Genomic DNA, 24,969 nt, shown 5'->3' on the forward strand with positions numbered 1-24,969 from the left:
GGTGTGGCGGACTTGTCGTAGCGGGTTGCGACACCGCGCCAGTGCTCGAGTCGGTTGAAGCCCCGCTCGACGGTGTTGCGGTGTCGGTCGAGCGCGACATCGAAGGCCGGTGGTCCCCCACCTCGGGAGCCCTTCTCCTTCCGGCGTGTGATCTGATCGGATCGTTCCTGGATCGTGTGCGAGATGTGTTTGGTCCGCAGTAGTCCGAGTCGAGGGATGGGAGTACGCCTTGTCCGCGAGCAACCGCATGGTGCCACCGTGCCGATCTGGATAGATCTCGAGCAGCGGCGCCAGCTGTGGGTTGTCGCCGATCTGCCCGGCGGTCAGCAACATGCGACCGGAGCGCAGGTGCCGTCGACGAGGGCGTGGATCTTCGTGGTCCACCCGCCTCGGGAAGATCCCCGTGCGTGATCGGCGGGCTCGCTCGCAATCGTGTAATTCGACTCAGATCCCTGTGGGTCCCGCAGCCGCTGTACCCGCCGCGTGCTGGTGGGCCAGCACGCTGGTCGAGTCGATCGAGACCAGAGCCACGCACAAGCGAGCGAGAGAACACGCCCTGAACGGCCGACCATACTCCGCCCACTCGTCTGTGTTAGATCCTTCCTCACGCGCGAGAGGTGCTAGGCGTCAGAAGCGCCCGATCGTCCGTTTAGAACTAGTAGAGGGGCGCCGTCAAGCCGGAGGCGCTCAGCTATGAAGAAGCTGCTGGATCCAATGCCCTGCTGGAGGTCTCGGGCGCCCAGATATAGCCCACGACGCCCCCGGCCAGCAGAACTGCAACGCACATTGCCAACGCGGCCACGACCCCGAAGTTGCCAACCACGATCGGCATGAAGAAGGTCAGTGCGGATGCACCGAACCGGCTCGATGCCACCGCAAGACCAACCCCACGCCCCCTCAGCTCGGTCGAGAACAATTCAGACGGATATACATACCCAACTGTGCTGGTTGCCTTTGTGACCAGCGCGAAGGTAGCGAAGACGATGACAATGAACAGTGGACTCGCACCGGATATCATCAACGGAAGCAGGAGGAGCCCGGAAACAATGAAGCCGCCGAAGGCCATCGTTCTGCGTGAAAGGCGGTCTATCACAAGGAGTCCCAGGAAAGGTCCTATGGCGGCGCAATAGTAATACCCAAGTGAACCCGTATATGGGTTTTCTACCCCCAGTGTTTCTACGACACGTGGCAGGAACGTACCGAGAGCAAAGGTGGGCATGACTGCAACGGTATACACCAAACACGCTATGAAAGTGCTTCTCGCAGTGTCGGAACGGAAAAGCGCTCGCAGGCTCGGCTCGACCGACTTCGGGGCAGTTTCCGGTAAATTGTAGTTCGCACCCATCCGGCTAGTCACAATTTTTCGAGCCTCGGCCACACGTCCATTCTGGACAAGCCAACGAGGCGACTCGGGTGCGCCGATACGTAGAGCGAAACTAATGATTGATGGAATTGCAGATGTGGCGAGAATCCACTTCCAGGAATCAGGCCCTAGGTCGCGCATGAGTAGCCCGACAATGTAGGCGGCCGCGAATCCCAATGTCCATGCGAATCCGAGTGCGCCCAATGCTCGGCCACGCCAATGGCGTGGGGATACCTCCGCGAGCAGCGCTTTCGACGAAACGTAGTCTCCCCCGAGGAGAAGTCCCATGATGAATCGAACGATCAACAATGACCAATCGGGACTCGTCAGAAGCTGCAGGAGGGAGACGAGGGTGAAAATTAACATCAGGGGACCATAAAAAGGCTGTCGCCCGAAGCGGTCCACCAATCTTCCACAGATCAATGCGCCGAAAAATAGCCCGGCAAGTGTGGACGACCCGAGAAGTCCCTGCCACGTATCGCTGATGTCCATCGTGTCCGTTGCGACCGCCAACGCGATCCCGGTCACGCCGAGTACATAGCCGTCGGAAAACGAACCAGATGATGCGCTGAGGACGAGCCGCCTATGGAACGGTAGTACGGGGCCGGCGTCATAGTCGACCGTCCTGGTGGCAGTTTCTTCTGTCACTACAAAACCTTCCATCGTCTGCATCCTGTGTGAGCGAAGCATTCTGAGCTGGTGCGGCAGGTGCGGATTTGTGAAACCTACCGGTGCCTGTTGCAGTGTTTATACCGGGATGTCATCGGGCAAGCTAATACGGCTTTACAAGTAATTCCATACGAAAGTCGTATGCGTGCAGGTGGGGTGCCTGTAGAGGTGCGCGGTCAGGTTGCAGGCGTTTGAGCGGGGCAACCACCAGGGCTACGTTCACAACGCGCGTGAGTTGATCACATGGTCCGAGGAAGAATGGGTTGGCATCTAATATGTCTTTGCAACAGAAGTCCGTCGACTACCGTGGCTATCGGACGCCTGGAATAAGGCTTTCCGAGGGGCTTTGGACCGATAGGTTATTTACGTCTCGAAACCATGAACGAGCACCGTTGAAGTCGATTCTCGACTTCGATAAGGCCCACTTGGTGATGTTGGTGGAAAAGGGCCTGGTGGAGAAGGGCGACGGACGCAAGATGCTGGCTGAAATCCGTGATATCGAGGCGAATAGCGTTCTGCTCGGCGAATGGGACGGGGGGATGCATTGGACCGAGCAGCAGTTGATTCAGCGCCTCGGCGAGCAAATTGGGGGATGGATAAATCTAGGAAGGAGTACGGGCGATATATCAGAGGTTTCACGGAGGCTGAATACCAGGAGACTAGTTTTTTGCAATATTCACATGCTAAATAGTCTCCGGGAGGTGCTACTGAAACTTGCGATGAAGTTTGTCGAGACTGTCGTGCCCGGTCAGACATTTTTGCAGCATGCGCAACCGACAACGCTCGGTCACTGGCTGAGCATGTGGGCCGCGACACTCGATCGTGACGTTCAGCGGTATATGGAGCTCACAGTTCGGGTGAACCAGTCGCCGGCGGGTGCTGGGATATTGAGCACGACCGATTTCGAGATAGACCGAGAGCGTGTTTCAGAACTCTTGGGCTTCGACAGTCCCATCGCAAATAGCTTGGACGCGATCATGAGCCATGATGTAGGTCTGGAGACGATAAGCGTCGTGACGATCGCTGCTATGAACCTTGCGCGAATCGCCGATGATTTAGAACTTTGGATGTCTACCGAGTACCGATACGTGGACTTCCCGGACAGGTTCTGTGCGACCTCTAGCATTATGCCTCAGAAGAGGAACCCAAATATCCCGCAGCAGATCAAGGCGCAGTGCGCAAAGGCTATCGGCGCAATGTCTCTCGGAATCGCGTCTGAACGAGGTGCCACTGGTCAGCCGATGCTGGAGCGCTTCGAATGCGACGTAGTCCTCTGGGAGTTGCTCGAAGACCTGCCTCGGATCATGGGGGACTTGTCTACGATGCTTGATGCCATCGAGGTCGACGACAGGCGAATGCGTGAGAGTTCGGAACGTCACTGGGCCTCGGCTAGTGATCTGGCGTCATTGATCGTTACCGAATGCGGTCTGTCTTGGCGTACCGCGCATCAGATCTGCGCCATTGTCATCCGACTCTGCTACGAGCGTGGTCTTGAACCTCGGGATCTGACATCGGCGATAGTAGACGAAGCCGCGTGCATGTACAGAGGAGAGCCACTGTCGCTTTCGTTGAATTCTCTTCGTGCAGCGCTCGATCCGATCACATCAGTGCACCGGCGAACGGTACTTGGTGGCTCGGCACCGAGTGCGGTGTCTCGGGAGATCGCGTCTATGAAGGAACGCCTTGGGTACGACCTTCGTGCGGCATCGGTGTGCGAGCGTAATATCGCAGAATCTCAGGCAAGGCTCACCGAAGTGATCGACCGGATGCTTGCGGGATAGTTTGGACAAGTCTAACTATCCACAGAACCGAAAAGGTCGAGGTGCGCGATGAGCCTGACGCGTTTGAAGTACTTCGTTGTCGTCGCGGAGGAACTGAGCTTCACGAGGGCGTCCGCGCGTCTGCACATCTCCCAGCCGCCGCTCACGCAGCAGATCAGAACGTTGGAGCGTGAGGTCAACCAAGAGTTGTTCAAACGTAGTACGCGAAGAATTTCGTTGACCCCGGCCGGTGAAGCGCTGTTGCCCGAAGCTAGGCGGATCCTGGAACGGTATCAGCGCTTGCCTGGATTGTTGCACGAGGCTGCTACCGAGAGCACCCGAACTCTGACTGTGGGTTGTGTGGCGTCCGCTGTGATCGGACTTGTCCCACAGGTTCTATGCGAACTTGAGCGCGCGAATCCACGCGTTGCGGTGAGACTTCAGGAGGCGGGTGTCGAGACCCAAATGGACCGGCTGAGGTCCGGTGATCTGGACGCCGGTTTGTTGCGAGCCAGAGAGTTGGGCGAGGAGTGGTTCTGGGTGGACGCGGCGCCGGAATACTATTGTGCCGCAGTGCCGATATCGCATCCGTTGGCGCAACGGGAAACCATTCAATGGAGAGAGCTTGCGAATGAGGTCCTGGTAATCGCCGATCGGAGCCGCGCGTCTCTGGAATTCGATACCGTGATTGCGGCTTGCTCGAAGAATGGTTTTACACCAATCGTGGTCGCCGAGGCCATCGCCGGATACAACATCATTCCACTGATAGCAGGTAATCGTGGAATCGGGATTGTTCCCGAGCGCGTGTCCGCGTTCAAGATGGACGGGGTTGTGTACCGTCCGCTGAGCCCGCGTGTTGCAACTGTACCGATGCGGTTGGTTGTTCGGAAGAACAAAGTTGACGCAAGCATCAATCGACTCGGCGAGTTTGTTAGAACAGCGTCGGTGCCGCTGTGTAGGTCAGCTGTATAGCGAGGATTGCCGGCACGACGGATTGTGCTTCACACTCTGAGTCTTAGCCTTGTCTTAGCCTGGATCCACCGATGTCTTGTTGGTCGGGTAGTGGGTTCGGTTGCGTCCGTTGATTGCTGCTTGGGTGTGGGCGATCGTCTCCGTTCGTTTCCCCAGGGCCCCCGGGTGTGGGAGAGGCAGGGTTAGCCTGCGCGCTCGAGAACGCGATACGGGCTGGGAAGTCATCAGGGTCCTGCGGATGGTGGGGGTCGTCGCTATTGCCCGCCGTCTGCCGGTGATGGCTCGAATCGGTCTATCCGCCGCCGGTCCCCGGGGGATGTCAGGTTCGGTGGTCGCCCTGCCTCTGTCCGGGGGTGCTGTGCGTGGAGGGCTCGGATTCCGCGGGTGTGTGGGTGGTCGCGACCCAGCTGCGTAGCAGGTCGAGGGCGTCAGCCGACGGAGTTCCGGGGTCGGCAAGGTAGGTGGCAATTCGGACATCGGGGGTCGAGCCGAGAGCCAAGGTCTCGAATGCAACCGTGAGTTCACCCACCACGGGATGGCGGATCGATTTGGTTCCGCTGGTATGGACCGTGACCGTGTGCCCTGCCCACCAGGTGCGGAATTCGGGGCTGTGGGTGGCGAGCTCGCCGACGAGGGCCATGAGGGCACGGTCACCGGGGTCGCGGCCGGCGAGGAGGCGCAAACCCGACACACTCTGCCGGGCGCTGTGTTCCCAGTTGACGTAGAACTCCCGGGAGCGGTCGTCGAGGAAGAGATAGCGCGTGTGGTTGAGCGGTTCCCCGTTCTCGGGAAATAGATGTGGGAACAGCGCTCGTCCGAGGCTGTTGGCTCCGACCAAGTCGCCGATCCGTCCGAGCGCTACGGCCGGGACATCGCCCATCGCGTCGAGGAGTTGCGTTGCTCGCTGCGGTAGAGACGACTGGGGCTTGAAACGTGACGTTCGCGCGCCTTCGGATGCTCGTGCGAGGTCGAACAGATGCTGGGTCTCCACCTCGTTCATGTGCAATGTGCGGGCCAGCGATTGCAGCACGCTCTCAGATGCTCCACGGAGGTTCCCACGTTCCATCCTGGTGTAATACGTTGTGCTCACTCCGGCGAGCTGCGCGACCTCCTCGCGGCGGAGTCCGGGTACGCGGCGTTCGCCGCCGAAGATCGTCACACCTGCCTCCTCGGGAGTAAGGCGCGCCCGCATCCCGGTGAGGAATTGCTGTACTTCGCGGCGGAGATCCATGCAATCGACGGTAGCCCTCGCGGTGGGCTGCGTGGGAGTGCATGGAAGTGCCTGTCAGCGTGGACCGAGCTCGCTTCTGGGGGATAACGACAGTGACTCTCACACTGCTGGACGAGTACCTACTGTCGAGGCGTGCCCCAGAAGACGCTCACCTCGAACACCGGTGTCGAGATGCCGGCAATCGGGCTCGGTGTCTTCCAGACCCCGCCGGACTCCACGACCGCTGCGGTCGAGGAAGCTTTCCGCTCGGCTCCGCCACATCGACACGCCCGCCGCGTGCCTCAACGAGATGCCTCTCCGCATCGCCGAGGACTTCGACGTCTTCGCCTTGGAGCTCCCACCGAGCCGCTCGCCGCGATCGACGCGTTCGACACCGGAGTACGCGGCGGGCCGGAACCGGACAGCATCGCTCTCGAAACGAACGGCAGATATACCCGAGGCGTGAGTCCACGCCGTCGCCGACTGCGGTGACGACAAAGTTCAACAACTGACCAGGAGAGCGCAGTGCACAGCAACCCGACCGATCGCGGTCGCCGCAAGTTCTTGATGGGAGCGGCGGGGTTGGCCGCAGCCCCGCTGGTCGCCGGGATGGCGGCTAGCTGCACGTCGGCCGAGCAAACCCCGCAGTCCGGTGCCGTCGGCACGAGCGGCGCCAGCGACGGTGCGGGGCTGGTGACTGCGGCCACAACGGTCACCGGGCGCCGCACAATCGGGTCCTTGGAAGTCTCGAGCATCGGGCTCGGATGCCAAACCATGCCCGGCAAGCTCTACGGCCCCGTCAGTGGTCGTGCGGACATGATCACCCTCACTCGAGCAGCTGTCGACCAAGGAGTGACCTTCTTCGACACGGCCGAAGCGTATGGGCCGCTCGAGTCGGAGCGAATCGTCGGGGAAGCTCTTGAACCCGTCCGCGATCAGGTAGTGATCGCGACAAAGTTCGGGTTCGACTTCGACCCACAATCCGGTGAGAGACGCGGCGGCCCGAACAGCCGCCCGGACCACCTTCGGCAAGTGGTCGACGAGATGCTGCAGCGTCTGCGAACCGATCGCATCGACCTGCTCTACCAGCATCGAGTGGATCCCACGGTCCCGATCGAAGACGTGGCAGGCACTGTGAAAGATCTGATAGGCGAGGGCAAAGTCCTGCACTTCGGCCTGTCCGAACCAGGACCCGATACCATCCGCCGCGCACACGCGGTCCAGCCGCTCACCGCCATCCAAAACGAGTACTCGATGCTCTGGCGTGGACCCGAGGACGTAATCCTGCCGCTGTGCGAAGAGCTCGGGATCGGATTCGTATGCTGGGCACCTCTGGGAATGGGCGTCACGACCGGGACGATCAATCCCTACACCCGGTTCGCTGAGGGAGACTTCCGCGCTGAGGTGCCCCGGAACGCGCCCGACGCCTTGGCAGCGAACATGCCCCTGGTCCAGCTGATCCAGGAGTGGGCTGTGCGTAAGGGCGCCACCGCCGCGCAGATCTCCCTGGCTTGGCTGATGGCGCAGCGACCGTGGATCGTCCCGATTCCGAGCGCCACGAGAACCGCCCACCTTCTGGAGAATCTCGGAGCGGAAGAAGTCACCTTCAGCGATGACGAGCTTCAGGAGCTGAATACTTCTCTGGCAGGAATCACGATCCACGGCGACCGGCTACCACCGGCAATACTAGCCCAGACCGGTGTCGAAGCGCCCACTCGATAGTGACCTAGCGATACACCGGTGCACCAGTTTGCAAATCAGATGGCTGGGCCCTCGTTTCGGTGTCCGATGGACGCGCCCTGATCGGGGACCGCGTTACGACCTAACACAGCGTCACATTTGAGTGGCGGCGATACTCTTGAAGCATTCATCGAAAACGCCAACCAGTCACTGGTCGTGCCGTCGGGACCAGTGCGCGGAACCACGAGTCGACGGAGTGAGTAGACCGTCCGATGGGTGCAGGTGATCCGCTCGACACTCAGCGGTACCCGCCCTCCCCGGCCGCCGAACTCGGTGGAGCTGGTTTCGCTGATGTTCAGGAGATCGGCCGCGGCGGGTTCGGTGTCGTGTACCGCTGCACCCAACAGGACCTGGATCGCACGGTGGCGGTGAAGGTGCTCACCGTCGAACTCGACGACGAGAACCGCGCTCGATTCTTCCGGGAACAGCGGGCGATGGGGCGGCTGACCGGGCATCCGAACATCGTCAACATTCTGCAGGTCGGCGCCACCGACAGCGAACTTCCCTACATCGTGATGCCGTACCACCCGCAGGATTCACTGGAGGCCCGAGTCCGGCAGGGCGGTCCCCTGCCATTGGATCAGGTGCTTCGGTTGGGGGTGAAAATGGCCGGAGCGGTGGAGACGGCACACCGGCTCGGCATCCTGCATCGCGACATCAAACCCGCGAACATCCTGCTCACCGATTACGGCGAACCAGAACTGACCGATTTCGGCATCGCTCACATCAGCGGCGGCTTCGAGACCGCCACCGGCGCCGTCACCGGGTCGCCGGCGTACACCGCTCCAGAGGTGCTCGGCGGTGAACCACCGAGCCCGGCCGCCGACGTGTACGGACTTGGTGCCACCCTGTTCAGTACCCTGACCGGCCACGCCGCATTCGAACGCCGCAGCGGTGAGCAGGTCGTAGCGCAGTTCCTGCGGATCACCACGCAACCGGTCCCCGACCTGCGCGAGCACGGCATCCCGGACGATGTGTCCGCGGCGATCGCCCATGCGATGTCCCGCGAGCCCGACCAGCGCCCGGCCACCGCCGCCGACTTCGGAGAGGAGCTGCGAGCCCTGCAACGCGCCCACGGCTTCCCGGTCGACGAGATGGCGCTCCGCTCTGAACCCGGCGCAGAGATCGGTGGCCGAGCACTAGCGTCAGGCGGTCGGCACCTTCCCACAGAATCCGCCCGTCGGAGCACTACCGGGAATCTTCCCCTGGAGCTGACCAGTTTCGTCGGTCGTCGGCACGAGCTCGCCGAGGCGAAGAACCTGCTGGCCAGCTCCCGGCTGGTGACGTTGACCGGGATCGGCGGTGTCGGCAAGACGCGGCTGGCGATGCGGGTCGCGTCGGCTGTGCAGCGCGAGTACTCCGACGGTGCGCGCCTGGTGGAGTTGGGTGAACTGCACGACGAGTCGTCACTGGTCGACGCGGTGGCCGCCGCCGTCGGGGTGCGGGACCACTCGGGGAGGCCGCTGCGGGAGGCCCTTGTCGAGCACCTGGCGGCACAGGAGCTACTGCTCTTACTCGACAACTGTGAACACATGGTCGACGCCGCGGCGGAACTCGCCGAGACCCTGTTACGGGTATGCCCGGGGGTGAGGATCCTTGCCACCAGCCGCGAACCCCTGGTCATCGGCGGGGAGACCACGCTGCGTGTCCCCCCGCTGGCCGTCCCGGATTCCGGGCGGCGGACCTCCCTGCGCGGGCTACCCAAATACGATGCGGTGACTCTGTTCGCGGAACGCGGCGCTGCCGCGGTTCCTAATTTCGCGCTCACCGAGGAAAACGCGGCGGCGGTGGCGGGGATTTGTCATCGTCTCGACGGGTTGCCGCTGCCGATCGAATTGGCGGCGGCCCGGTTGCGGGCGATGTCGCCCGAGCAGATCCTCGAGCGGCTGACCGACCGCTATACCCTGCTGACCCGCGGCAGCCGGGGTGCGCCGACGCGGCAGCAGACGTTGCGGTTGTCTATCGATTGGAGTTTCGAGTTGTGCGCCGCTGAAGAGCAATTGGTGTGGGGGCGGGTGGCGGTGTTCGCGGGAAGCTTCGAACTCGATGCGGCGGAGCGGGTGTGTGGTGAGGGCCTCGACCCGGATGAGTTGTTGGACACGCTGACGTCGTTGGTGGAGAAGTCGATCCTGATCCGGGAGGAGTACGGGGCGGGGGTGCGGTTCCGGATGCTCGAGACTCTCCGCGAGTACGGTTTCGAGAAACTCGAGCAGACCGGTGCGGCTGTGGCTTTGCGCCGCCGCCATCGGGACTGGTACGAGGCGTTGGCGCTGGACGCGGAGGCCGAGTGGATCAGTGCCCGCCAGCTCGAGTGGATCGCCCGGCTGAAGCGGGAACAGCCGAATCTGCGGGAGGCTCTCGAATTCAGCGTCGGCGACGATCCCGCCGCCGGACTGCGCACGGCCGCAGCGCTCCATATGTTCTGGAGTTCCCAGGGCCTCTACAGCGAGGGTCGGCGCTGGCTCGACCAACTGCTCTCCCGACAGAGCGGCGCACCCACCCTCGAGTGGGCCAAGGGGCTCTACTGTGCCAGCGTGATGGCGAACGTCCAGGGCGACCTGAGGGCTGGGTCCGCACACGTGGCGGATGGGCGCACACTCGCAGCCCGGACCAGCGACCCCATGATGCGCGCGTTCGTTTCCTTCGCCGACGGAATGCTGGCCCTCTACAACGGTGATCTCGCGCGCGCGTGCCCTCACCTCGAAACCGCACTCGACGAGTTCACCCGACGTGAAGATTCAACGCTCGAAGTAACCGCACTGTACCCGTTAGGGACGGCATATGGATTGAACGGCGACACGGAGCAGGCTATCGAATGTCACGAGCGTCTTCTCGCGATCACGGAAAGGCACGGCGAGAAGATGTATCGGTCACACTCGCTGTGGGCCTTGGCAATTGCCGGATGGCAGCAAGGAGATACGGATCGTTCGGTGCAGCTCATCGAACAATCGCTGAAGCTGACCCGGCACGTGCGTGGTCCCCGCATCGCTGCAGCCTGCCTCGAGGCGCTGGCCTGGATCAGCTTCGAACGTCGCGACGCACTCCGGGCTGCGGTTCTGATTGGAGCCGCTGACGGGCTGGCGCGGTCAATCGGCAGTTCCGCGGTCATACACTCCAACCTAATTGGTTACCAGGAGGAATGTGCCACGAAGACCCGGCAAGAGCTCGGGGGCAAAGTATTTGGGGCGGCCCACCGCAAGGGCGAACAACTCGGCTTCGACGGGGCAATCGCCTACGCCCTCCACGAGCAACAGGCCGACACCACAACACGAGACACCGACGCGTCGACGCGACTGACCAAAAGGGAACGCCAAGTCGCCGACCTGATCGCCGAAGGCCTGACCAATCAGGCCATCGCCGAACGCCTGGTGATCTCACCCCGCACAGCACAAGGGCACGTGGAACACATCCTGGCCAAGCTGGGCTTCACCTCCCGGACACAGGTCGCGGCCTGGGTCGTGGAGCGGGCGCACGACTGAGAGTTGTCGCGAAGTTACACGGCTGGCAGCGCCGGCGATGCCACAGGTCGAACTCACCTTCACAGCTTGCAATATGAGTATAGGGATGGGCTTGCCGCACGGTGGGAAATGTGGGTACTGACGGACGAGGCAGCATTCCCTATTGTCGGTGTCACGCGTCGAGGCAAGACAAGAACAGCTGAGCGCCGCCCGGACCGAGAATCCGGGCGGCGCTCAGCTGTTCTGCTAGTCGAGATTGATGTCGACGGCCTTCGGACCGTGACCGACACATCCACCCCGGCCCGGATCGCCGCGGACACCATCTTGTGCCCGTAGAAGGCTGAGTCGGCCCGCACCAGCACAGACCCCGGCGACACCTGCGGGCGCATACGACCGAGTGTGGCGAGGGCGTCGCTGACCATCCGGGATGCCCCGCGTGGGGATCCGCAGCCGCCGCGGCGCAGACGCTGCCCGACGATCACCGGTGCCCGCCCGTCGGTGGTCGCGGTGGCGATCAGCGCGTTCAACCCCCGGACCCCCGTATATCCGTAGCCCGAGCCCTGCTTGGCGTGCCCGTGCACCGGCACGATGGTGTCGTCGAGGTCGAGCAGCACCCGCCCACCGACTTCGGGCCCACCGATCAGCGGTGTCCGTTCGGCCAGGCCTTGCAGGAATCGGGCGGCGACGGCATCGAGTTGGCGGACGTGTCCGAAGGTGAACTCTCGCAGGAAGGAGCCCAGCGTCGACGGGGCGTACGGGCGGTCGAACACCGTGGGCATGGCGCCGTGCCGCAACAATGCCATGTCGTCGATGCTGTCGGCGCCGGCGACCATGCCCGCCACCAGTGCGGACACCTTCCGGCCCGGATGCGCGCCCTTGTCGGTCGGCACCGACGCAGACTCATCCGCCAAGGCTTCCAAGCCGCACCGGTGTGCCAGCCCCAGCGCCGGAACCAGGCCGGCCGACGCGAGGAGGTTGCGGTCATCGAACGCCGCGGCCGTCACCGGCCGGGTATGGGATAGTTGCACCCTAGAGATGCCCTTCGTGTCGATCGAACTGGTTCTGTGAGAAGCCCAATTCTTTCAGCACGCAAGGGCATCTCGCCGTTTCGACTCACCTACCCCGACACCACATCGGTGGATCCAGGTTGAAGCGCGCACGAGTCATCTCCGATGGTGACGGATGTGTAGGAGCTTTCGACCCTACGGGCGGCCCGTGCACCCACCCCCTCACCACCTGCCGTTATCACATGCAGGGCCATCCACATTCATGGCAGAAGAGCCAGTTTTTTGAACAACGGTCGGCCGTGAAGCGCGATCCGCTCTCCTGACTCTTTCGGGCTGCGATGTCACCGTCGCCAAGTTTTAGGTCGTAAGCCGAACTGCGGGTCTCCTATCGACTTGAACCAGTCCCGAACTTGAGTTTCTTCTTCGCTGAAGCTCATGCAAAGCTGAAGCAGGAGCCGCGCCTTTTGAGGCGTCAGGTCTGCGGCGCCGATGATTCCGGGCGATCCGTCGTCGTATCTGCCTTCGCCGCCGGTTCGGGTGGCGGAGACGAAAAGCACTCCGTCGGCTATAGCTGCGGCCATCGCTGCCCCCTGAGCAACCGACATGCTGCCGGGTCCGTGCCCCGCGGTGACGATGCCCTTGATTCCAGCGGCGGCAAGCGCCTGAATCGGGACCGCCGAAGCGTCGAGGTAGCCGCTCACGATCTCGACACGTACGAGTTCGGCCGCGGTCTTCCTGGAAAGGTCGAAAGGAGTCTTCCAGGAGGCTGTTCCGTGAAGTGTGACTCGAGCCGGCGCGCGAATCAGTCGGATTCGATCCGCGTTCACGACGCCTATTGCCCCATAGCTGCCGGCAGCAAAGGCGTCGAGGCGATATCCGTCCGTTTTGGTCACCTCGCGAGCGGCGAAGATCTGATCGTTCATGAGAATCACAGTGCCGAAAGAGGTCGTCCTTTCGCTTGCCGCTAGGCGGATAGCGCTGAACAGGTTCGTCATTCCGTCTTCGGTGAACGTTCCGCTCTGGTGCATGGCGCCGGTGACGACGACGGGTTTCTCGCTTCGGATGGTGAGATCGAGGAAGTAGGCGTCTTCTTCCAGGATGTTTGTGCCGCCAGTGACGACGACGCCAACCACGTCGGAGAGCGCCAGGCAGGCGTCTACCGTCTGCGATAACTGATGCCTGCTCTCGGTAGTCGAATCGGACGAAAGGCCGGAGATGTCTGTCGAAACTACCGACACCTTGGCCACACGACCGAGCTCCGGGTACATCCGTATCAGAAGGTCCGTAATCCCGCCTGAGAGAGACTGCGAATAACTGAGGTAGCTGATGCGGTCCGGCGTAGTGGCTGTGATCGTCCCGCCCGCGTCGACGACGACGACGGTCGGCACAGAGTGTTCGGGAGCAGCGCTTCCGAGAGCTGCAATTTCCGCATGTCCGCCGTCCGACCGAGCCGACTGTCTCGCGTTCGCGAGCGGGATCGGAGACATACCTGAACTGGTCATGTTGTTTCTTTGCATCCTTCGAAGCGGCACATGTGGTGTTGGGTGTAATTGGCGCTATCGGGTGAGAAAGGCAGTCACGTAGCTGGCGAATTCCGTACTTCGTTCATGCTGTAGCCAGTGGCCGGTTTCCGGAAAGACCAGAAGTTCGGACCGGCGAAGCGCGGACAAGTAATGAAACGCATCGTCGGTCGGACAGAATCTGTCGTCGCGCCCCCACAGGACGAGTGTCAGATTGTCTATGGTGCTGATCCACTGAGCTGGGGTTCGGCGCTCGTAGTCCTCCACCCAGCCGCCGCTGGCAAGGCGCTGGTTTGCCGACTCGATTTCGGACCTCAGCGTGTCTTCGTACCGCGACGCGACCGCTGCGTCGAGGTCGGGAAGGGTGCTCACGTCCCCCACCAGCCGGCTGAGCAAGTGTCGCATCTTGTCTGGTGACGGGCCGGGAAAGTAGTCGTTGAGAAGCGCAGCCCCCTCCGAGGGGGGTGCAAGAAATCGCGGGCAGAATCCGCGAACGAAGGGAGCTACGAGGATGATGCGGTCTACGAGACTTGGATACTCGAGCGCCAATCGCAGCGCGACACCCCCACCCAGAGAGTTCCCCGACACGTGCACCCTCCCCGTACCGAGATGCCTGAGGAGCTCGGCCATTGCCTTCGCGGAGATGGCGTTGTAAGGAAGTCCATTGTCCTCAACGAGAGATGACTGTCCGAAGCCGGGTTGGTCCGGAACGATTACTCTGAACCTAGTCCGCAGAACTTCGATACTGGCAGCAAAGCTGTCCCATCCCGTTTCTCCTGGAGCTGCTCCATGAAGTAGGAGCAGGGTTGGACCCGACCCCAGGTCTCGATATGCGATGTCGGCCACGGAGGTTCGGTAGAACTGGGCCGCGGGTAACTCGGGCACGACTGCGTTCTCCTTCGTCGTCTTCTGAAGCCTGGATGTTGTGCACCGGCGGACCGGCGAAAAGTCACTCAAGCGCTGCGCCAGGCATTCCGGGTCAGATATAATACGAACACAGAGTATCTGCGTACGCAAGCGCTGGGGTTGAAGGTGATTTCGAGACTCGATAGTTCGTAGGCGGACTAGAAGGGTCACGCTGCTAGGCTGACGGTGGCTGGGTCGTCCAGTCGCGAGCATGGCGAACGGGCCCCGCGCCGATGGCGAGTTAAACGACACGGATCGAACCCTCACGTGGCCGATAGGTGCCACGAGTGCCGGCGACCCCGCAGGTATGGGCGTTTCGGATCGGTTGGAGCACGGTGCCACCGCCGTGGCAGCGAGCAAAGCCCCTGGTCTGCGCGCACACCGGAGACCTGCGCTGAAACCGGGCGCAGTGCCCGCGGCTCCTTGTGGATGTGCTGCCGAGAACACTCCACGTCTCCTTACTCGCTCCGGCGTGTGGCCGACGGCAGGACCTGTATCAAGTTGGTTGCGACGTGGCGCCGTTCTTCGCCTCCGGCAGGACTGGAAAGCGGGGCTCGCTCACTTGTTTCATACACGCTGCGGGCAGGGTTCGTCACTCAGGCCTTCCGCAACGGCGCCGACGCGCACGCGATCATGCGGCAGACCGGGCACACCAACCCGGCGACTGTGGAGCTCTACGCCCGCGAACACGCCCCCCTCGTCGGGAATGCCGTCACTGACATCGGACTCTGACGGTGTAACTGAGCGGAATTGCGTTCGATGCAACTGTGCGATAGCGGATACGAATGACGCGACCTGCACGTGAGCGCTGGCCCCAGTCTATCTTTCTACCGCCGCCTCATCGCTGTTGACCTGCGATTATGAAAGGAGCACTAGACGAGATTCAACATTGTTGTGTTTAATGCAACGCATGGGTGGGACTGAAATCCCTGGTGCGGCGCATCTGGTGTTGGCCGACGGGGTTGTGCATCTTGATCCCGAACAAGCGGTGTTCGAAGCGATGCTGGCTGGGTGGGAACGCCAGCAGCGGTCGCGGTTCTTGAGTGACGAGGGGACGATCGGACCGCGGTTGTCGCTGGTGCGTCGGATGGCTGAGTTCACCAATTCCTATCCATGGCAGTGGGAACCGGCGGACGGTGAGGACTTCATCGTGCATTTGCGGTCTTCTGTTCGGCGCAAGCCGATCGTGGTGTCGACCGCCCGATCGTATGAGATGGCGATTTGCTTGTTCATGGAGTACGTCACCGACGGCCGCTACGGTTGGCCTGCTCAGTGTTGGGATCGTTTTTCGGTTGTGCCGCAACAGGTTTTCCACGAAGGGAACACGATCGCGCATGCCACCGACTTCGAGGGCCGGCCGGGGCGACGGCCGCTCACCTACGACGAGGTCCAGGCGTTGTTCGATGCCGCGGACGGACGAGTCGAGCAGATCCGCAGGCTGGGCCGTAAAGGTTCGTTGACGGCGCTGCGGGATGCCGCACTGCTCAAGACCGTGTACGCCTACGGACTGCGGCGCCGAGAAGTCCGCGGATTGGATCTCTCCGATCGGCGCCGCGCACCGAAAATGGCAGAGTACGGCCAGTACGGTGGATGGTTCGTACGGTGGGGGAAGGCATCCAATGGAAGCCCGCCCAAGCGGCGCACCGTGCTGACGGTTCCGGAGATGGATTGGATCGTCGACGTGCTCGGTCATTGGGTCGAGGAGGTTCGGCCACTGATGAAGCCAGGCGCGCTGACCGCGGTCTGGGTCAGCGAGCGCGCCGGCCGGATGTCGCTGCGCAGCATCAACGACGCCTTCGAGCAGGTGCGGGACGCGGCGGGATTGCCGGCCGAACTGGATCTGCATTGCCTGCGGCATTCATATGTCACGCATTTGGTGGAGTTCGACTACCCCGAACGGTTCGTCTCCGAGCAGGTTGGCCACAGGTACGCCTCGACGACCGCGATCTACACCGGGGTCTCCCACGAATACCGAACACGTCTGGTGCGCCGAGCATTGCAGGGACGCAAGAGTTTATGGAAAGGCACGCAATGATCAAGAAGATGGGCTACCGCTGGAACCTGCGCCGACTGATGGCCGAACACGAGATGTTCCAGACCACCGAGCTGGTCCCGCTGCTTGCCGAGCGCGGGATCCACCTCTCCCGCGAACAGGTCTATCGGCTCGTCACCGCACCGCCGCAACGGTTGTCGATGGACACCCTCGCCGCGTTGTGCGACATCCTCGGGTGCACGCCGAACGACCTCATCGAGGTCGACGTGGTCAACGCTGCGATCAGAAAGGATGGCAGTGGAGGAGCTGGCGAGCGATCGGCCGCGCCACAGGCACGACGCACCACCATCCGCCGGCCGGGGACGCAATGAGCGGACGGCGGGGAATCGAGTCGCGCGAGGTCGTGCTCGAGCGGGCCGCCCATCACGTCAGAGGCGTCGTTCCCGATCTCAGTCATTGTGAGGCAGTAGAATTCGTCGCGAGCGCAGTAGTCGACCACACGCTCAGGCCGTTGGAAGCGCATCTGGCCGAACATTCCGATGCGCTGACCTCAGGATCATCGAACACCCCCGTGGCAGTCCAGAAGCTGGCCGCGCTACTCGTTGCGGCTGGGCGCACCACGGTCACGATTCCCGGTTGTCTACGATGCGGCGGAACAAAGATACTGCACCACATAGTCGATGGCGGTCGTGTCTGCGACAAGTGCCGACGGTATTTCCACTGCGCACCGTGCACCCGATGCGGCAAAGATCGTTCGATCGCCAAACGCGACGACCAGGGCAGACCACTGTGCAGCTCATGCGTACCTCGCAAGAGGGGGCCATGCGGACAATGTGGGCGAGTGCTGGCGATCCAGGCGCGACGGAGCGACGGCTCGGCACTTTGCCCGAACTGCTACCGCACTCCGCGGCGCACCTGCAGCCGGTGCGGTCACAACGCACCCACCTACGCACACACCGACAACGGACCGATCTGCAAAAGCTGCTACGCCCGGCCTCGACGCCGCTGCGGTGGATGCGGGGAAGTCAGAGGAATCGACCGCACTGCCCGAGGCTCCGAACCTGATCTATGCAACCGCTGCCTCACCCGACGTCAACGCCCGTGTGAGATCTGCGGTGCGCCTCATCCCGCGCATCCAGCTGCCCAGCAACCGGTATGTCTTCGTTGCCGCGACGACGGCCACATCCTCGAACCCGAGCTCACTGAATCCCCGACACGAGTGCGCCGGCGACGACATGAAACAGCCCATGACGCACTCAAGGCGAAACTTCGCACCGTCCTCAGCCACCCGAAACACGGCATCGCCACACAGCTCACTCCGTTGATCTCCGTCTTCGACCACGTCCCCAATCCGGCCTCGGCCATGCAATGGCTCCACCGACGCAGCGGTGGTGCGCAGCTGCTCCACGAGCTCGCTCAACGAGCCCACCACGAGACCCTCAGCCACGAACTGCTCGACAACTGTCGGCAGAACTACGCCCTGCACCGACTACGTGATTTGTTCGTCCACGCCGAGATCCTTCCCGAACGCGACGAACTGGGGACTGCCCCGGCTCTGGTTGACACCTGACCCGTGAGGGATCCACCCTCACGGTGAAAGGATGATCGACATGCCGAAGCCATATCCCGAGGAGTTTCGCCGCGACGTCGTCGCCGTGGCCCGCAAACGCGAAGCCCCGCTGGAGCAGATCGCGAAAGATTTCGGGATCTCCGAGACCTGCCTGAAAAATTGGCTGCGCAAGGCCGACATCGAGGACGGCACCCGGCCCGGCCTCACACGAGACGAATCCGACGAGCTCCGCGAGGCCCGCAAACGTATCCGGCTGCTCGAACAAGAGGCGGAAGTGATGCGTCGGGCGGTCGCCTACCTATCGCGGGACGTCAACCCAAAATGATGTTCCCGCTGGTCCGTGACCTAGCCGCTGACGGTATCCCCGTCGCGGTGACCTGCCGGGTGCTGGGATTCTCCCGGCAAGCGTTCTACAAGTGGAACACCGATCCCGTGTCCCGACGGGACTGGGACGACGCCCATCTGATCAACGCCGCACTCGATATCCACGCCGGCGATCCGGAATTCGGATACCGGTTCATCGCCGACGAACTACCTGCCCACGGCATCGTCGCCGGCGAGAACCGCGTCCACCGGCTGTGCTCGCAGCAGCGGATCTTCTCGGTGTTCGCCAAGAAACGAGGACTACATCGTCGATCCGGCCCGCCGGTCCATGACGACCTCGTCAGGCGGCAGTTCACCGCCCAGCAGCCCGACCGGTTGTGGTTGACCGACATTACCGAGCACTGGACCGATGAGGGCAAGCTCTACCTCTGCGCGATCAAGGACTGCTTCTCCACCCGGATCGTCGGCTACTCGATCGCCGACCGGATGACCGCGGACCTGGCGTGTTCGGCGCTGCGAAACGCTATCGCGCTTCGTGGACCGGATGGCACCGTGGTTCACTCCGATCGCGGCAGCCAGTTCCGTTCCGGAATGTTCGTGGAATTGTTGGGCTGCAATGGTTTACAAGGTTCTATGGGGAAGGTTGGGGCATGTGGCGACAATGCCGCGATGGAATCGTTCTTCGCGTTGCTGCAACGCAATGTTCTCGACCGTCGCCGCTGGAGCAGCCGTGAGGAACTATGCTTGGCGATCGTCGCGTGGATCGAGACGACCTACCACCGGCGGCGCCGGCAACGCGGGCTCGGTCGACTGACGCCCATCGAGTATGAGACGCTCCATCAGACCGCACACGCGGCCTGAAACTGCACACCCCGAGTGTCAACCAGGGTGGGGGCAGTCCCCTGCTCGATCGCATCGACCCGTGGCTCGAGCATGCCCTCGGTGAACGGCCCGCCCACCACATCACGCTCGTGCGACCGTTCGCGACCTGGCATGTTCTGCGACGCGCCCGCCGACGATCCAACCGACGGGCGGTCACGGCCAGCGCCGCCACCTACGTCCGAAGCCAGATCGCGATCAGTCTCGAATTCCTGTCCTGGCTCGATGACCGCGGCAAAACACTGTCCACGACCGACCAAGACGACATCGATGTCTGGCTGGACGGTGGCAGCGAACACCGCTATCTGGTAGCTGCATTCATCGGATGGGCGAAGGGACGGAGGCTGTGTTCCGACCTGACGGTGCCCCACCGGCCCAGCACTGACCCGTCGAACTTTCTGACTGAAGAAGACCGATGGGACATGCTCGACAGGTGCCTGCATGACGACGAACTGCCCCTCGACGTCCGAGTCACAGGCTCGCTCGTCCTGCTCTACGGCCGCACCACGACCAGCATCGCCCCGCTGACCTACACTCACATCGAGAACGTCGACCAGGAGACCTACCTGCGCTTCGACGAAGGCTCCGTCCTGGCACCACCCGCGCTGGCCGCGCTCCTGCACACACTGCGAGAAAAAAGAATCGACCGTGAAACCTTCCACCCGACCGGCCACGCAGCCAGATTTCTGTTTCCCGGAAGATCTCCCGGCCGGCCCATGGCTGCCGCCGTCCTCGCACGGAAACTCCGCGAACACGGCATCGATCCGCTACCCGCCCGCCACTCGGCACGCTCAGGCTGGGCACGCGACATCCCCGCCCCGATCGCCGCCGACCTACTCGGCATCGACATCTCCACAGCAACCAAATGGGCCAGCCGAACACGACGAGACTGGACCGACTACCTCCTCGCCCGGTCCGAACAGCACCAAGACGAATCAGGGCACCCCTGCTGAGATGGGTTCACCATGCTCGAATACCGCGCCTTCGAATATCGACAGTCCGCCAGTCATGTCGACCCCGGCGCCATCACCCCGTCGGTGGGTAACAGTCCGAATCTGGTGGTGCCGCGCCGGTATCGGTACGACTGGGCGCTGTTCGCTGACTGGTGCACAGCCTGCGATAACCGCGTTCTGCCCGCGCATCCGTCGGTGTTGGCGGAGTTTCTCGCGGATCACCCGGCGGCCGATGGCACGCAGCGCCGCCGGGTCACTGCGATCAACACTGTCCATATCCAGGCAGGATTGCTGGCTCCTGGTCGCGCGGAGACGATTCGGCAGCTTCTCAACACTGCGCGTGCGGACCGGCTGGCCCGGGTGGGGGAGCGGGTGGCGCAGGTGGTGCCACGGATTCCGGTGACCGGGTGGCCGGGCGGGCTGTTTGGTCGCCGCGACGCCCTCGTTCTCACCCTAGCCGCCGCCGGTCTGGGGTTCGAGCAGATCGCCCGGCTGCGACGTGCTGACGTGACCAGTGAGCACGATGAGCTGGTGGTGAGGGTGGGGGAGGGCTGGGCCCGAATTGCTGCCGGCGGAGCGAATCCGGCAGTCGTGTATCGGGATTGGGTGGAGGTGCTGGGGTTTCTGGACCGGTATCCGAGCACCCAGCTCCTAGCCGGCCGCCTCGACAAAGGCGCGGGCCTATCGGCGTTCGCAGACAACGCGCGACGCGACGAACGGCCGCTGCTCACGCCCATCGACCGATGGGGGCATACCCCCTTCGCCTCGACTGCGCTGACCGGGAAATCCATCGCTGCTTTGGTGCGGGCGCACCTGACCGGGCAGGCTCCGGTGCACAAGCGGCTTCCGACCGGGCGGCCGACGACGCAGTCAGGCGAGGACGCACCGGTCCCGGCCGTGGCTGATGTCGAGCTGGACCAGGGCTACTACGACCGCGGCATCGCCGCCCGCCGTGACGCCCACACCCACCTCGAGGATGTCACCACCATCCTCGACGGCATCGAAGACGCGGCCGACAGGTTGCTCGCTGACCTTCTCGTCATCCTCGACGCACCGGAACTCGAGGACTGACCGCCCTACATTCCATTCGCCATCGGCAACCTCGGCATCGATGAAATCGAGGTCCTCCGGCTTATCCTCGTTCTGAGGTGCGTCCCACTGCGGTAGCCATTTCGCGTAGTCCGTTACGCTCGGCCAGCGACAGAGCGGTCGGGCGTCCTGATACAAGGACCTTCTCGATCCGTTGAGCAAAGGTCAGCATGCTGATTCCAAACTCTACGAGAACGTCGTCGGCGCTCGGGCCACCGAAGGGAAGCCGACGGAGAGCGAAGTCGACCATTGCCGAAGATTCGGCGCCCAACTCCGGTGAGTCAGCGCTCCAGGAGCGTCGCGCACCCCGACTGGTGCCTCGCGCCCTGCCGTGTGAAACCCGCTCTAACATCCTCATCCTTCTGTGGCACCACAGACTTCTACGGTGCGATTTACGAACTCTCGCGGGCCAGGTCGACCCCGCCAGCGTCGCAGTTCCAGAGCTTGCCGACTCCGGTGCATCGGACGTACATGGAGTCGATCGTTGTCGGACTTCAGCTGCGCCTATCCGCTGAACTGAAGAGGTCGCGCTGGATGATCTCCTTCATGATTTCGTTGGTGCCGCCGTAGATACGCTGCACTCGCGCATCGATGAAGGCCTTTGCAATCGGATACTCCATCATGTATCCGTAGCCGCCGTGCAGCTGGAGTCCCGCATCGATGACGTCCCATTGCAGTTCGGTAGCAGCGAGCTTGGCCTTGGCGGCGTCGGTGGGTGCGAGTTCTCCATGGGAGTGCTGGATGACGGCACGGTCGAGGAAGGCGCGGACCATATCGATCCGTGTCGCGAGGTCGGCCAGGACGAAGCCGGTGTTCTGGAATTCGGAGATCGACTTCCCGAACGCTTTGCGTTCGGTCACGTACGACACGGTCCACTGCAGCGCCGCTTCGGCGGACATCTGCGCAGCAAGCGCGATTCCGAGCCGCTCGAGCGGAAGGCTGTCCATCAAATAGTGCAGCCCGGCACCGATCTCACCCAGGACATTCTCCTGCGGAACTCGAACGTTGTCGAAAACCAGTTCGGCGGTGTCCTGGGCGGCCAGACCGACCTTGTGCAGTTGCCGGCCTCGGTGGAATCCGGGCATGCCGTCCTCGATCACCATCAGGCTGAGCGCACCATTTCCATCGCTGCTCGGGGTGCGTACGACGACGATCACCAGGTCCGCGAGGACGCCACTGGTGATGAAGGTCTTGCTGCCGTTTACCACCCAGGCGTCGCCGTCTTGGACGGCGGTGGTCTTGATGCCGCGAAGATCGCTCCCGGTTCCGGGTTCGGTCATCGCGATTGCGCCGATCGTCTCCCCGGTCGTGAAACCCGGTAACCATCGTCGTTGCTGATCAGCGCTGCCTTGCCGCAGGATGTAATTCGCGACGATGTCGTCGTTGGTGGAGAATCCGGACTGCAAGGCTGCGGCACCGACGCGGGCCAACTCCGAGATGACGATGACCCGGAAGCGGTAGTCGGTGACCCCGCTGCCGCCGTACTCCTCAGGGATCGACAACCCCAATAAGCCTAACTTCCCAGCGGCCAACCATGTTTCGCGGTCGATTGATCGCTGTTCGTCCCATCGTTCGAGATTCGGGACAACTTCGTTCTCCACGAAACGGCGGACTGTCTGGCGATACGCCTCGTGATCGACCTCGAAAAGATCGCTCTTCACACTGACTCCTCGATCGGTATTGCGCTGCAGATGAATGGGAAAGAGTTTCGGCTGCTCCCGGGAGGAGCCGAAAGATGGGCAAGGAGTTCTTGCCGATTGTGTTGCTTCACCGCACCGATGCTGTCGCCACTACGGCTGGCAGCATCGGCGCCGCGGTGCCCCGGGTTCCGGTGAGAAACGTGTCCACCGGTGGGAGCACAGCTGACCTCTGCGACCCTGCAGGCCGTGGTCGTTCAGCCTGCAGAAGCAACGGATCCGTGCAGGGCGTGGGACGACGACGTTCCTACTTGATTCGAAACATCTTCATCAGCCGGTACGTCCAGGCGAGGATCGTTGCGTTCTGCTCGGTGCTCACTCCTGCCGGGGGGTCGAATCCCACGACGTGTTGGCTCGCGATGGTCTGCAGCTCGGTGTACTCGAGGATGCCGTGTTCGCCATGCCGGCGGCCCTGACCGGAGGCTTTCATTCCGCCCATCGGTGCGTCGTTGGACGCGTAGGCAGAGCCGTAGCCCTCGTTGATGTTGACGGTTCCGCAGCGGATCTGTTCGGCGACACGGCGACCGCGGGCCGTGCTGGAGGTCCAGACGCTGGCGTTGAGGCCGAACTCGGTGTCGTTTGCGAGGCGGACAGCCTCGTCGTCACTGTCGACCCGGTACAGCGAGACCACCGGTCCGAAGGTCTCGTTGGCGTACACCTCCATCTCGGGGGTGACGTTCTCGAGGATGGTCGGTTCGTAGAAATACGGGCCGAGGTCGGGACGTGGTCGTCCTCCTGCGAGCACGGTGGCCCCATGATCGCGGGCATCGGCGACGTGACGTTCAACGTTGTCGAACTGTCGTTGAGAGGTCAAAGTGCCGATGTCGTAGTCGAACGCTGCACCCTTCCCGAGTTTGAGCGCCTGGGTCTGCGCGACGAGCTTCGGAACGAATTCGTCGTAGATGGTGCCGGCGATGTACAGGCGTTCGGTCGACAGGCAGAGCTGCCCGGCGGTGGAGAAACACGCCCGAGCTGCTCCCTTGGCGGCCTTGTCGAGATCGGCGTCGTCGAGCACCAGCATGGGGTTCTTGCCGCCGAGCTCGAGTGTGCAACCGATGAGTCGGCGCGCGGCCGCCTCCGCGATCTTGCGGCCCGCGCCGGTCGAGCCGGTGAAGCAGATGTGGTCGGCGTGGTCGATGAGCGGTTGTCCGACCGTTGCCGGCTCGCCGACGACGATCTGCCACAGCGCGGGGTCGAGGCCGGCCTCGACGAGGAGCTCCCGCGCGCGTAGCGCGGTCAGCGCGGTTTGCGTGTCCGGCTTGTGGACCACGGCATTGCCGGCCAGGAGCGCGGGGATGATGTCGCAGACCCCCAGCGACAGGGGGTAGTTCCAGGGGGAGATGATGCCCACCACGCCCTTGGGCTGCCGCAATTCGCGGGTCTGTGTCGCGAGGGGGATCGCTCCGGCTCGTTTGCGGGGGGCGAGGAACTTCGATGCGTGCCTGCCGTAATAGAGCGCCAGTCCCGCGACATCGAGGGTCTCTTCGAATGCGCTGTTGCGGGACTTACCGGTCTCGGCCTGGACGATGTCGATGAGGCCTTCGTTGGCGAGGACGAGGTCGTGCAGCCGCAGGAAGGGTTTGGCCCGCTCACGTGGTGATGTGGCAGCCCATGCACGTTGGCTGGTGCGGGCGGCGGTGAACGCGGCCGCCACGTCGTCGACGGTCGAGGTACGGAAGGTCGCCAGTTGTTGCCCGGTTGCCGGTGCAGCTGTCGACGCTTCCGGTCCGTCACCAGGCAGAGTGCCGGTCAGCCGGGAGATGATCTCAGGCGCGATCGCGATACTCGGGGTGCTCGAACCAGCCGGTGTGGTGCTGTGGATTTTGTCGGTGCGTGCTGTCATGTTCTCTACCAATCAT

The 24,969-nt window shown here is 62.8% G+C and carries 16 protein-coding genes and 4 pseudogenes; 12 read left to right on the forward strand and 8 right to left on the reverse strand.

What is annotated here, in order from left to right:
* Positions 1 to 5 precede the first annotated feature (5 nt).
* Both CJ179_RS53225 and CJ179_RS35900 read right to left on the reverse strand, forming a co-directional pair.
* A pseudogene (locus tag CJ179_RS53225) lies at positions 6 to 525 on the reverse strand (IS5 family transposase); the annotation flags it as partial.
* 166 nt (positions 526 to 691) lie between these two features.
* The gene (locus tag CJ179_RS35900; RefSeq protein ID WP_218834881.1) at positions 692 to 2,035 is read right to left on the reverse strand and encodes an MFS transporter; all 1,344 of its coding nucleotides are present in this window, start codon (positions 2,033 to 2,035) and stop codon (positions 692 to 694) included.
* A gap of 389 nt (positions 2,036 to 2,424) precedes the next feature.
* Between CJ179_RS35900 and argH the strand changes: the two genes are divergently transcribed.
* Both argH and CJ179_RS35910 read left to right on the forward strand, forming a co-directional pair.
* Positions 2,425 to 3,813, forward strand: coding sequence for an argininosuccinate lyase (gene argH, locus CJ179_RS35905; RefSeq protein ID WP_179377771.1), 1,389 nt, complete (start codon positions 2,425 to 2,427; stop codon positions 3,811 to 3,813).
* Between the two features lie 48 nt (positions 3,814 to 3,861).
* Positions 3,862 to 4,764 carry a LysR family transcriptional regulator gene (locus tag CJ179_RS35910; protein WP_095864565.1) on the forward strand — a complete coding sequence of 301 codons (903 nt, stop codon included), beginning with the start codon at positions 3,862 to 3,864 and terminating at the stop codon, positions 4,762 to 4,764.
* A 319-nt stretch (positions 4,765 to 5,083) separates the two neighbouring features.
* Here CJ179_RS35910 and CJ179_RS35915 read toward each other — a convergent pair whose 3' ends face one another.
* A complete protein-coding gene (locus CJ179_RS35915) occupies positions 5,084 to 5,995 on the reverse strand; it encodes a helix-turn-helix domain-containing protein (RefSeq protein WP_095864566.1) in 912 nt (303 codons plus the stop codon).
* A 292-nt stretch (positions 5,996 to 6,287) separates the two neighbouring features.
* Here CJ179_RS35915 and CJ179_RS54200 point away from each other — a divergent pair.
* From CJ179_RS54200 to CJ179_RS35930, 3 genes and pseudogenes are all read left to right on the forward strand, one after another.
* Positions 6,288 to 6,440, forward strand: a pseudogene (locus tag CJ179_RS54200) (aldo/keto reductase); the annotation flags it as partial.
* Positions 6,441 to 6,499: 59 nt separating this feature from the next.
* Positions 6,500 to 7,696 carry an aldo/keto reductase gene (locus CJ179_RS35925; protein WP_095864567.1) on the forward strand — a complete coding sequence of 399 codons (1,197 nt, stop codon included), beginning with the start codon at positions 6,500 to 6,502 and terminating at the stop codon, positions 7,694 to 7,696.
* Positions 7,697 to 7,926: 230 nt separating this feature from the next.
* A complete protein-coding gene (locus tag CJ179_RS35930) occupies positions 7,927 to 11,193 on the forward strand; it encodes a protein kinase (RefSeq protein WP_095864568.1) in 3,267 nt (1,088 codons plus the stop codon).
* A 239-nt stretch (positions 11,194 to 11,432) separates the two neighbouring features.
* Here CJ179_RS35930 and CJ179_RS35935 read toward each other — a convergent pair.
* The 3 genes and pseudogenes from CJ179_RS35935 to CJ179_RS35945 form a co-directional block, all read right to left on the reverse strand.
* Positions 11,433 to 12,200, reverse strand: a pseudogene (locus CJ179_RS35935) (IS1380 family transposase); the annotation flags it as partial.
* A gap of 320 nt (positions 12,201 to 12,520) precedes the next feature.
* Entirely contained in the window at positions 12,521 to 13,681 is a 1,161-nt protein-coding gene (locus tag CJ179_RS35940) for an asparaginase domain-containing protein (RefSeq protein ID WP_179377772.1), read from the reverse strand.
* 54 nt (positions 13,682 to 13,735) lie between these two features.
* Positions 13,736 to 14,545 carry an alpha/beta fold hydrolase gene (locus CJ179_RS35945; RefSeq protein ID WP_218834882.1) on the reverse strand — a complete coding sequence of 270 codons (810 nt, stop codon included), beginning with the start codon at positions 14,543 to 14,545 and terminating at the stop codon, positions 13,736 to 13,738.
* Positions 14,546 to 15,175: 630 nt separating this feature from the next.
* On the opposite strand from CJ179_RS35945, the pseudogene CJ179_RS53230 reads away from it, so the two are divergent.
* From CJ179_RS53230 to CJ179_RS35980, 7 genes and pseudogenes are all read left to right on the forward strand, one after another.
* Positions 15,176 to 15,337: pseudogene (locus CJ179_RS53230) on the forward strand (integrase); the annotation flags it as partial.
* Positions 15,338 to 15,515: 178 nt separating this feature from the next.
* The gene (locus CJ179_RS35955) at positions 15,516 to 16,640 is read left to right on the forward strand and encodes a tyrosine-type recombinase/integrase (RefSeq protein ID WP_095864571.1); all 1,125 of its coding nucleotides are present in this window, start codon (positions 15,516 to 15,518) and stop codon (positions 16,638 to 16,640) included.
* Entirely contained in the window at positions 16,637 to 16,969 is a 333-nt protein-coding gene (locus CJ179_RS35960; protein ID WP_095864572.1) for a helix-turn-helix transcriptional regulator, read from the forward strand. Before CJ179_RS35955 ends, CJ179_RS35960 begins: the two co-directional genes overlap by 4 nt.
* 848 nt (positions 16,970 to 17,817) lie before the next feature.
* Positions 17,818 to 18,168 carry a hypothetical protein gene (locus CJ179_RS50875; RefSeq protein WP_143548963.1) on the forward strand — a complete coding sequence of 117 codons (351 nt, stop codon included), beginning with the start codon at positions 17,818 to 17,820 and terminating at the stop codon, positions 18,166 to 18,168.
* 40 nt (positions 18,169 to 18,208) lie between these two features.
* Positions 18,209 to 19,353, forward strand: a protein-coding gene (locus CJ179_RS35970) for an IS3 family transposase (protein WP_095864820.1) whose coding sequence is annotated in 2 segments (ribosomal slippage) — positions 18,209 to 18,488 and positions 18,488 to 19,353 — 1,146 coding nt in all. Because the reading frame shifts where the segments join, the coding sequence is not laid out codon by codon here.
* Between the two features lie 110 nt (positions 19,354 to 19,463).
* Positions 19,464 to 20,324: a hypothetical protein gene (locus CJ179_RS35975; RefSeq protein ID WP_095864574.1), complete on the forward strand. Its 861-nt coding sequence runs from the start codon at positions 19,464 to 19,466 to the stop codon at positions 20,322 to 20,324.
* Between the two features lie 12 nt (positions 20,325 to 20,336).
* Positions 20,337 to 21,395: a hypothetical protein gene (locus CJ179_RS35980; RefSeq protein WP_095864575.1), complete on the forward strand. Its 1,059-nt coding sequence runs from the start codon at positions 20,337 to 20,339 to the stop codon at positions 21,393 to 21,395.
* A 512-nt stretch (positions 21,396 to 21,907) separates the two neighbouring features.
* On the opposite strand, the gene CJ179_RS35985 is transcribed toward CJ179_RS35980, so the two are convergent.
* A complete protein-coding gene (locus CJ179_RS35985) occupies positions 21,908 to 23,074 on the reverse strand; it encodes an acyl-CoA dehydrogenase family protein (protein WP_095864576.1) in 1,167 nt (388 codons plus the stop codon).
* A gap of 283 nt (positions 23,075 to 23,357) precedes the next feature.
* The gene (locus CJ179_RS35990; protein ID WP_095864577.1) at positions 23,358 to 24,953 is read right to left on the reverse strand and encodes a succinic semialdehyde dehydrogenase; all 1,596 of its coding nucleotides are present in this window, start codon (positions 24,951 to 24,953) and stop codon (positions 23,358 to 23,360) included.
* Positions 24,954 to 24,969 lie beyond the last annotated feature (16 nt).

Source organism: Rhodococcus sp. ACS1, assembly GCF_002300155.1.
Classification (GTDB): Bacteria; Actinomycetota; Actinomycetes; order Mycobacteriales; family Mycobacteriaceae; genus Rhodococcus_F; species Rhodococcus_F koreensis.

Excerpts from the sequence above, each read along its gene's own strand:
- CJ179_RS35900 (WP_218834881.1), bottom strand. The coding sequence starts at position 2,035 with ATGCAGACGATGGAAGGTTTTGTAGTGACAGAAGAAACTGCCACCAGG.
- CJ179_RS35910 (WP_095864565.1), top strand. The coding sequence starts at position 3,862 with ATGAGCCTGACGCGTTTGAAGTACTTCGTTGTCGTCGCGGAGGAACTG.
- CJ179_RS35915 (WP_095864566.1), bottom strand. The coding sequence starts at position 5,995 with ATGGATCTCCGCCGCGAAGTACAGCAATTCCTCACCGGGATGCGGGCG.
- CJ179_RS35930 (WP_095864568.1), top strand. The coding sequence starts at position 7,927 with ATGGGTGCAGGTGATCCGCTCGACACTCAGCGGTACCCGCCCTCCCCG.
- CJ179_RS35940 (WP_179377772.1), bottom strand. The coding sequence starts at position 13,681 with ATGACCAGTTCAGGTATGTCTCCGATCCCGCTCGCGAACGCGAGACAG.
- CJ179_RS35955 (WP_095864571.1), top strand. The coding sequence starts at position 15,516 with ATGGGTGGGACTGAAATCCCTGGTGCGGCGCATCTGGTGTTGGCCGAC.
- CJ179_RS35960 (WP_095864572.1), top strand. The coding sequence starts at position 16,637 with ATGATCAAGAAGATGGGCTACCGCTGGAACCTGCGCCGACTGATGGCC.
- CJ179_RS35980 (WP_095864575.1), top strand. The coding sequence starts at position 20,337 with ATGCTCGAATACCGCGCCTTCGAATATCGACAGTCCGCCAGTCATGTC.
- CJ179_RS35990 (WP_095864577.1), bottom strand. The coding sequence starts at position 24,953 with ATGACAGCACGCACCGACAAAATCCACAGCACCACACCGGCTGGTTCG.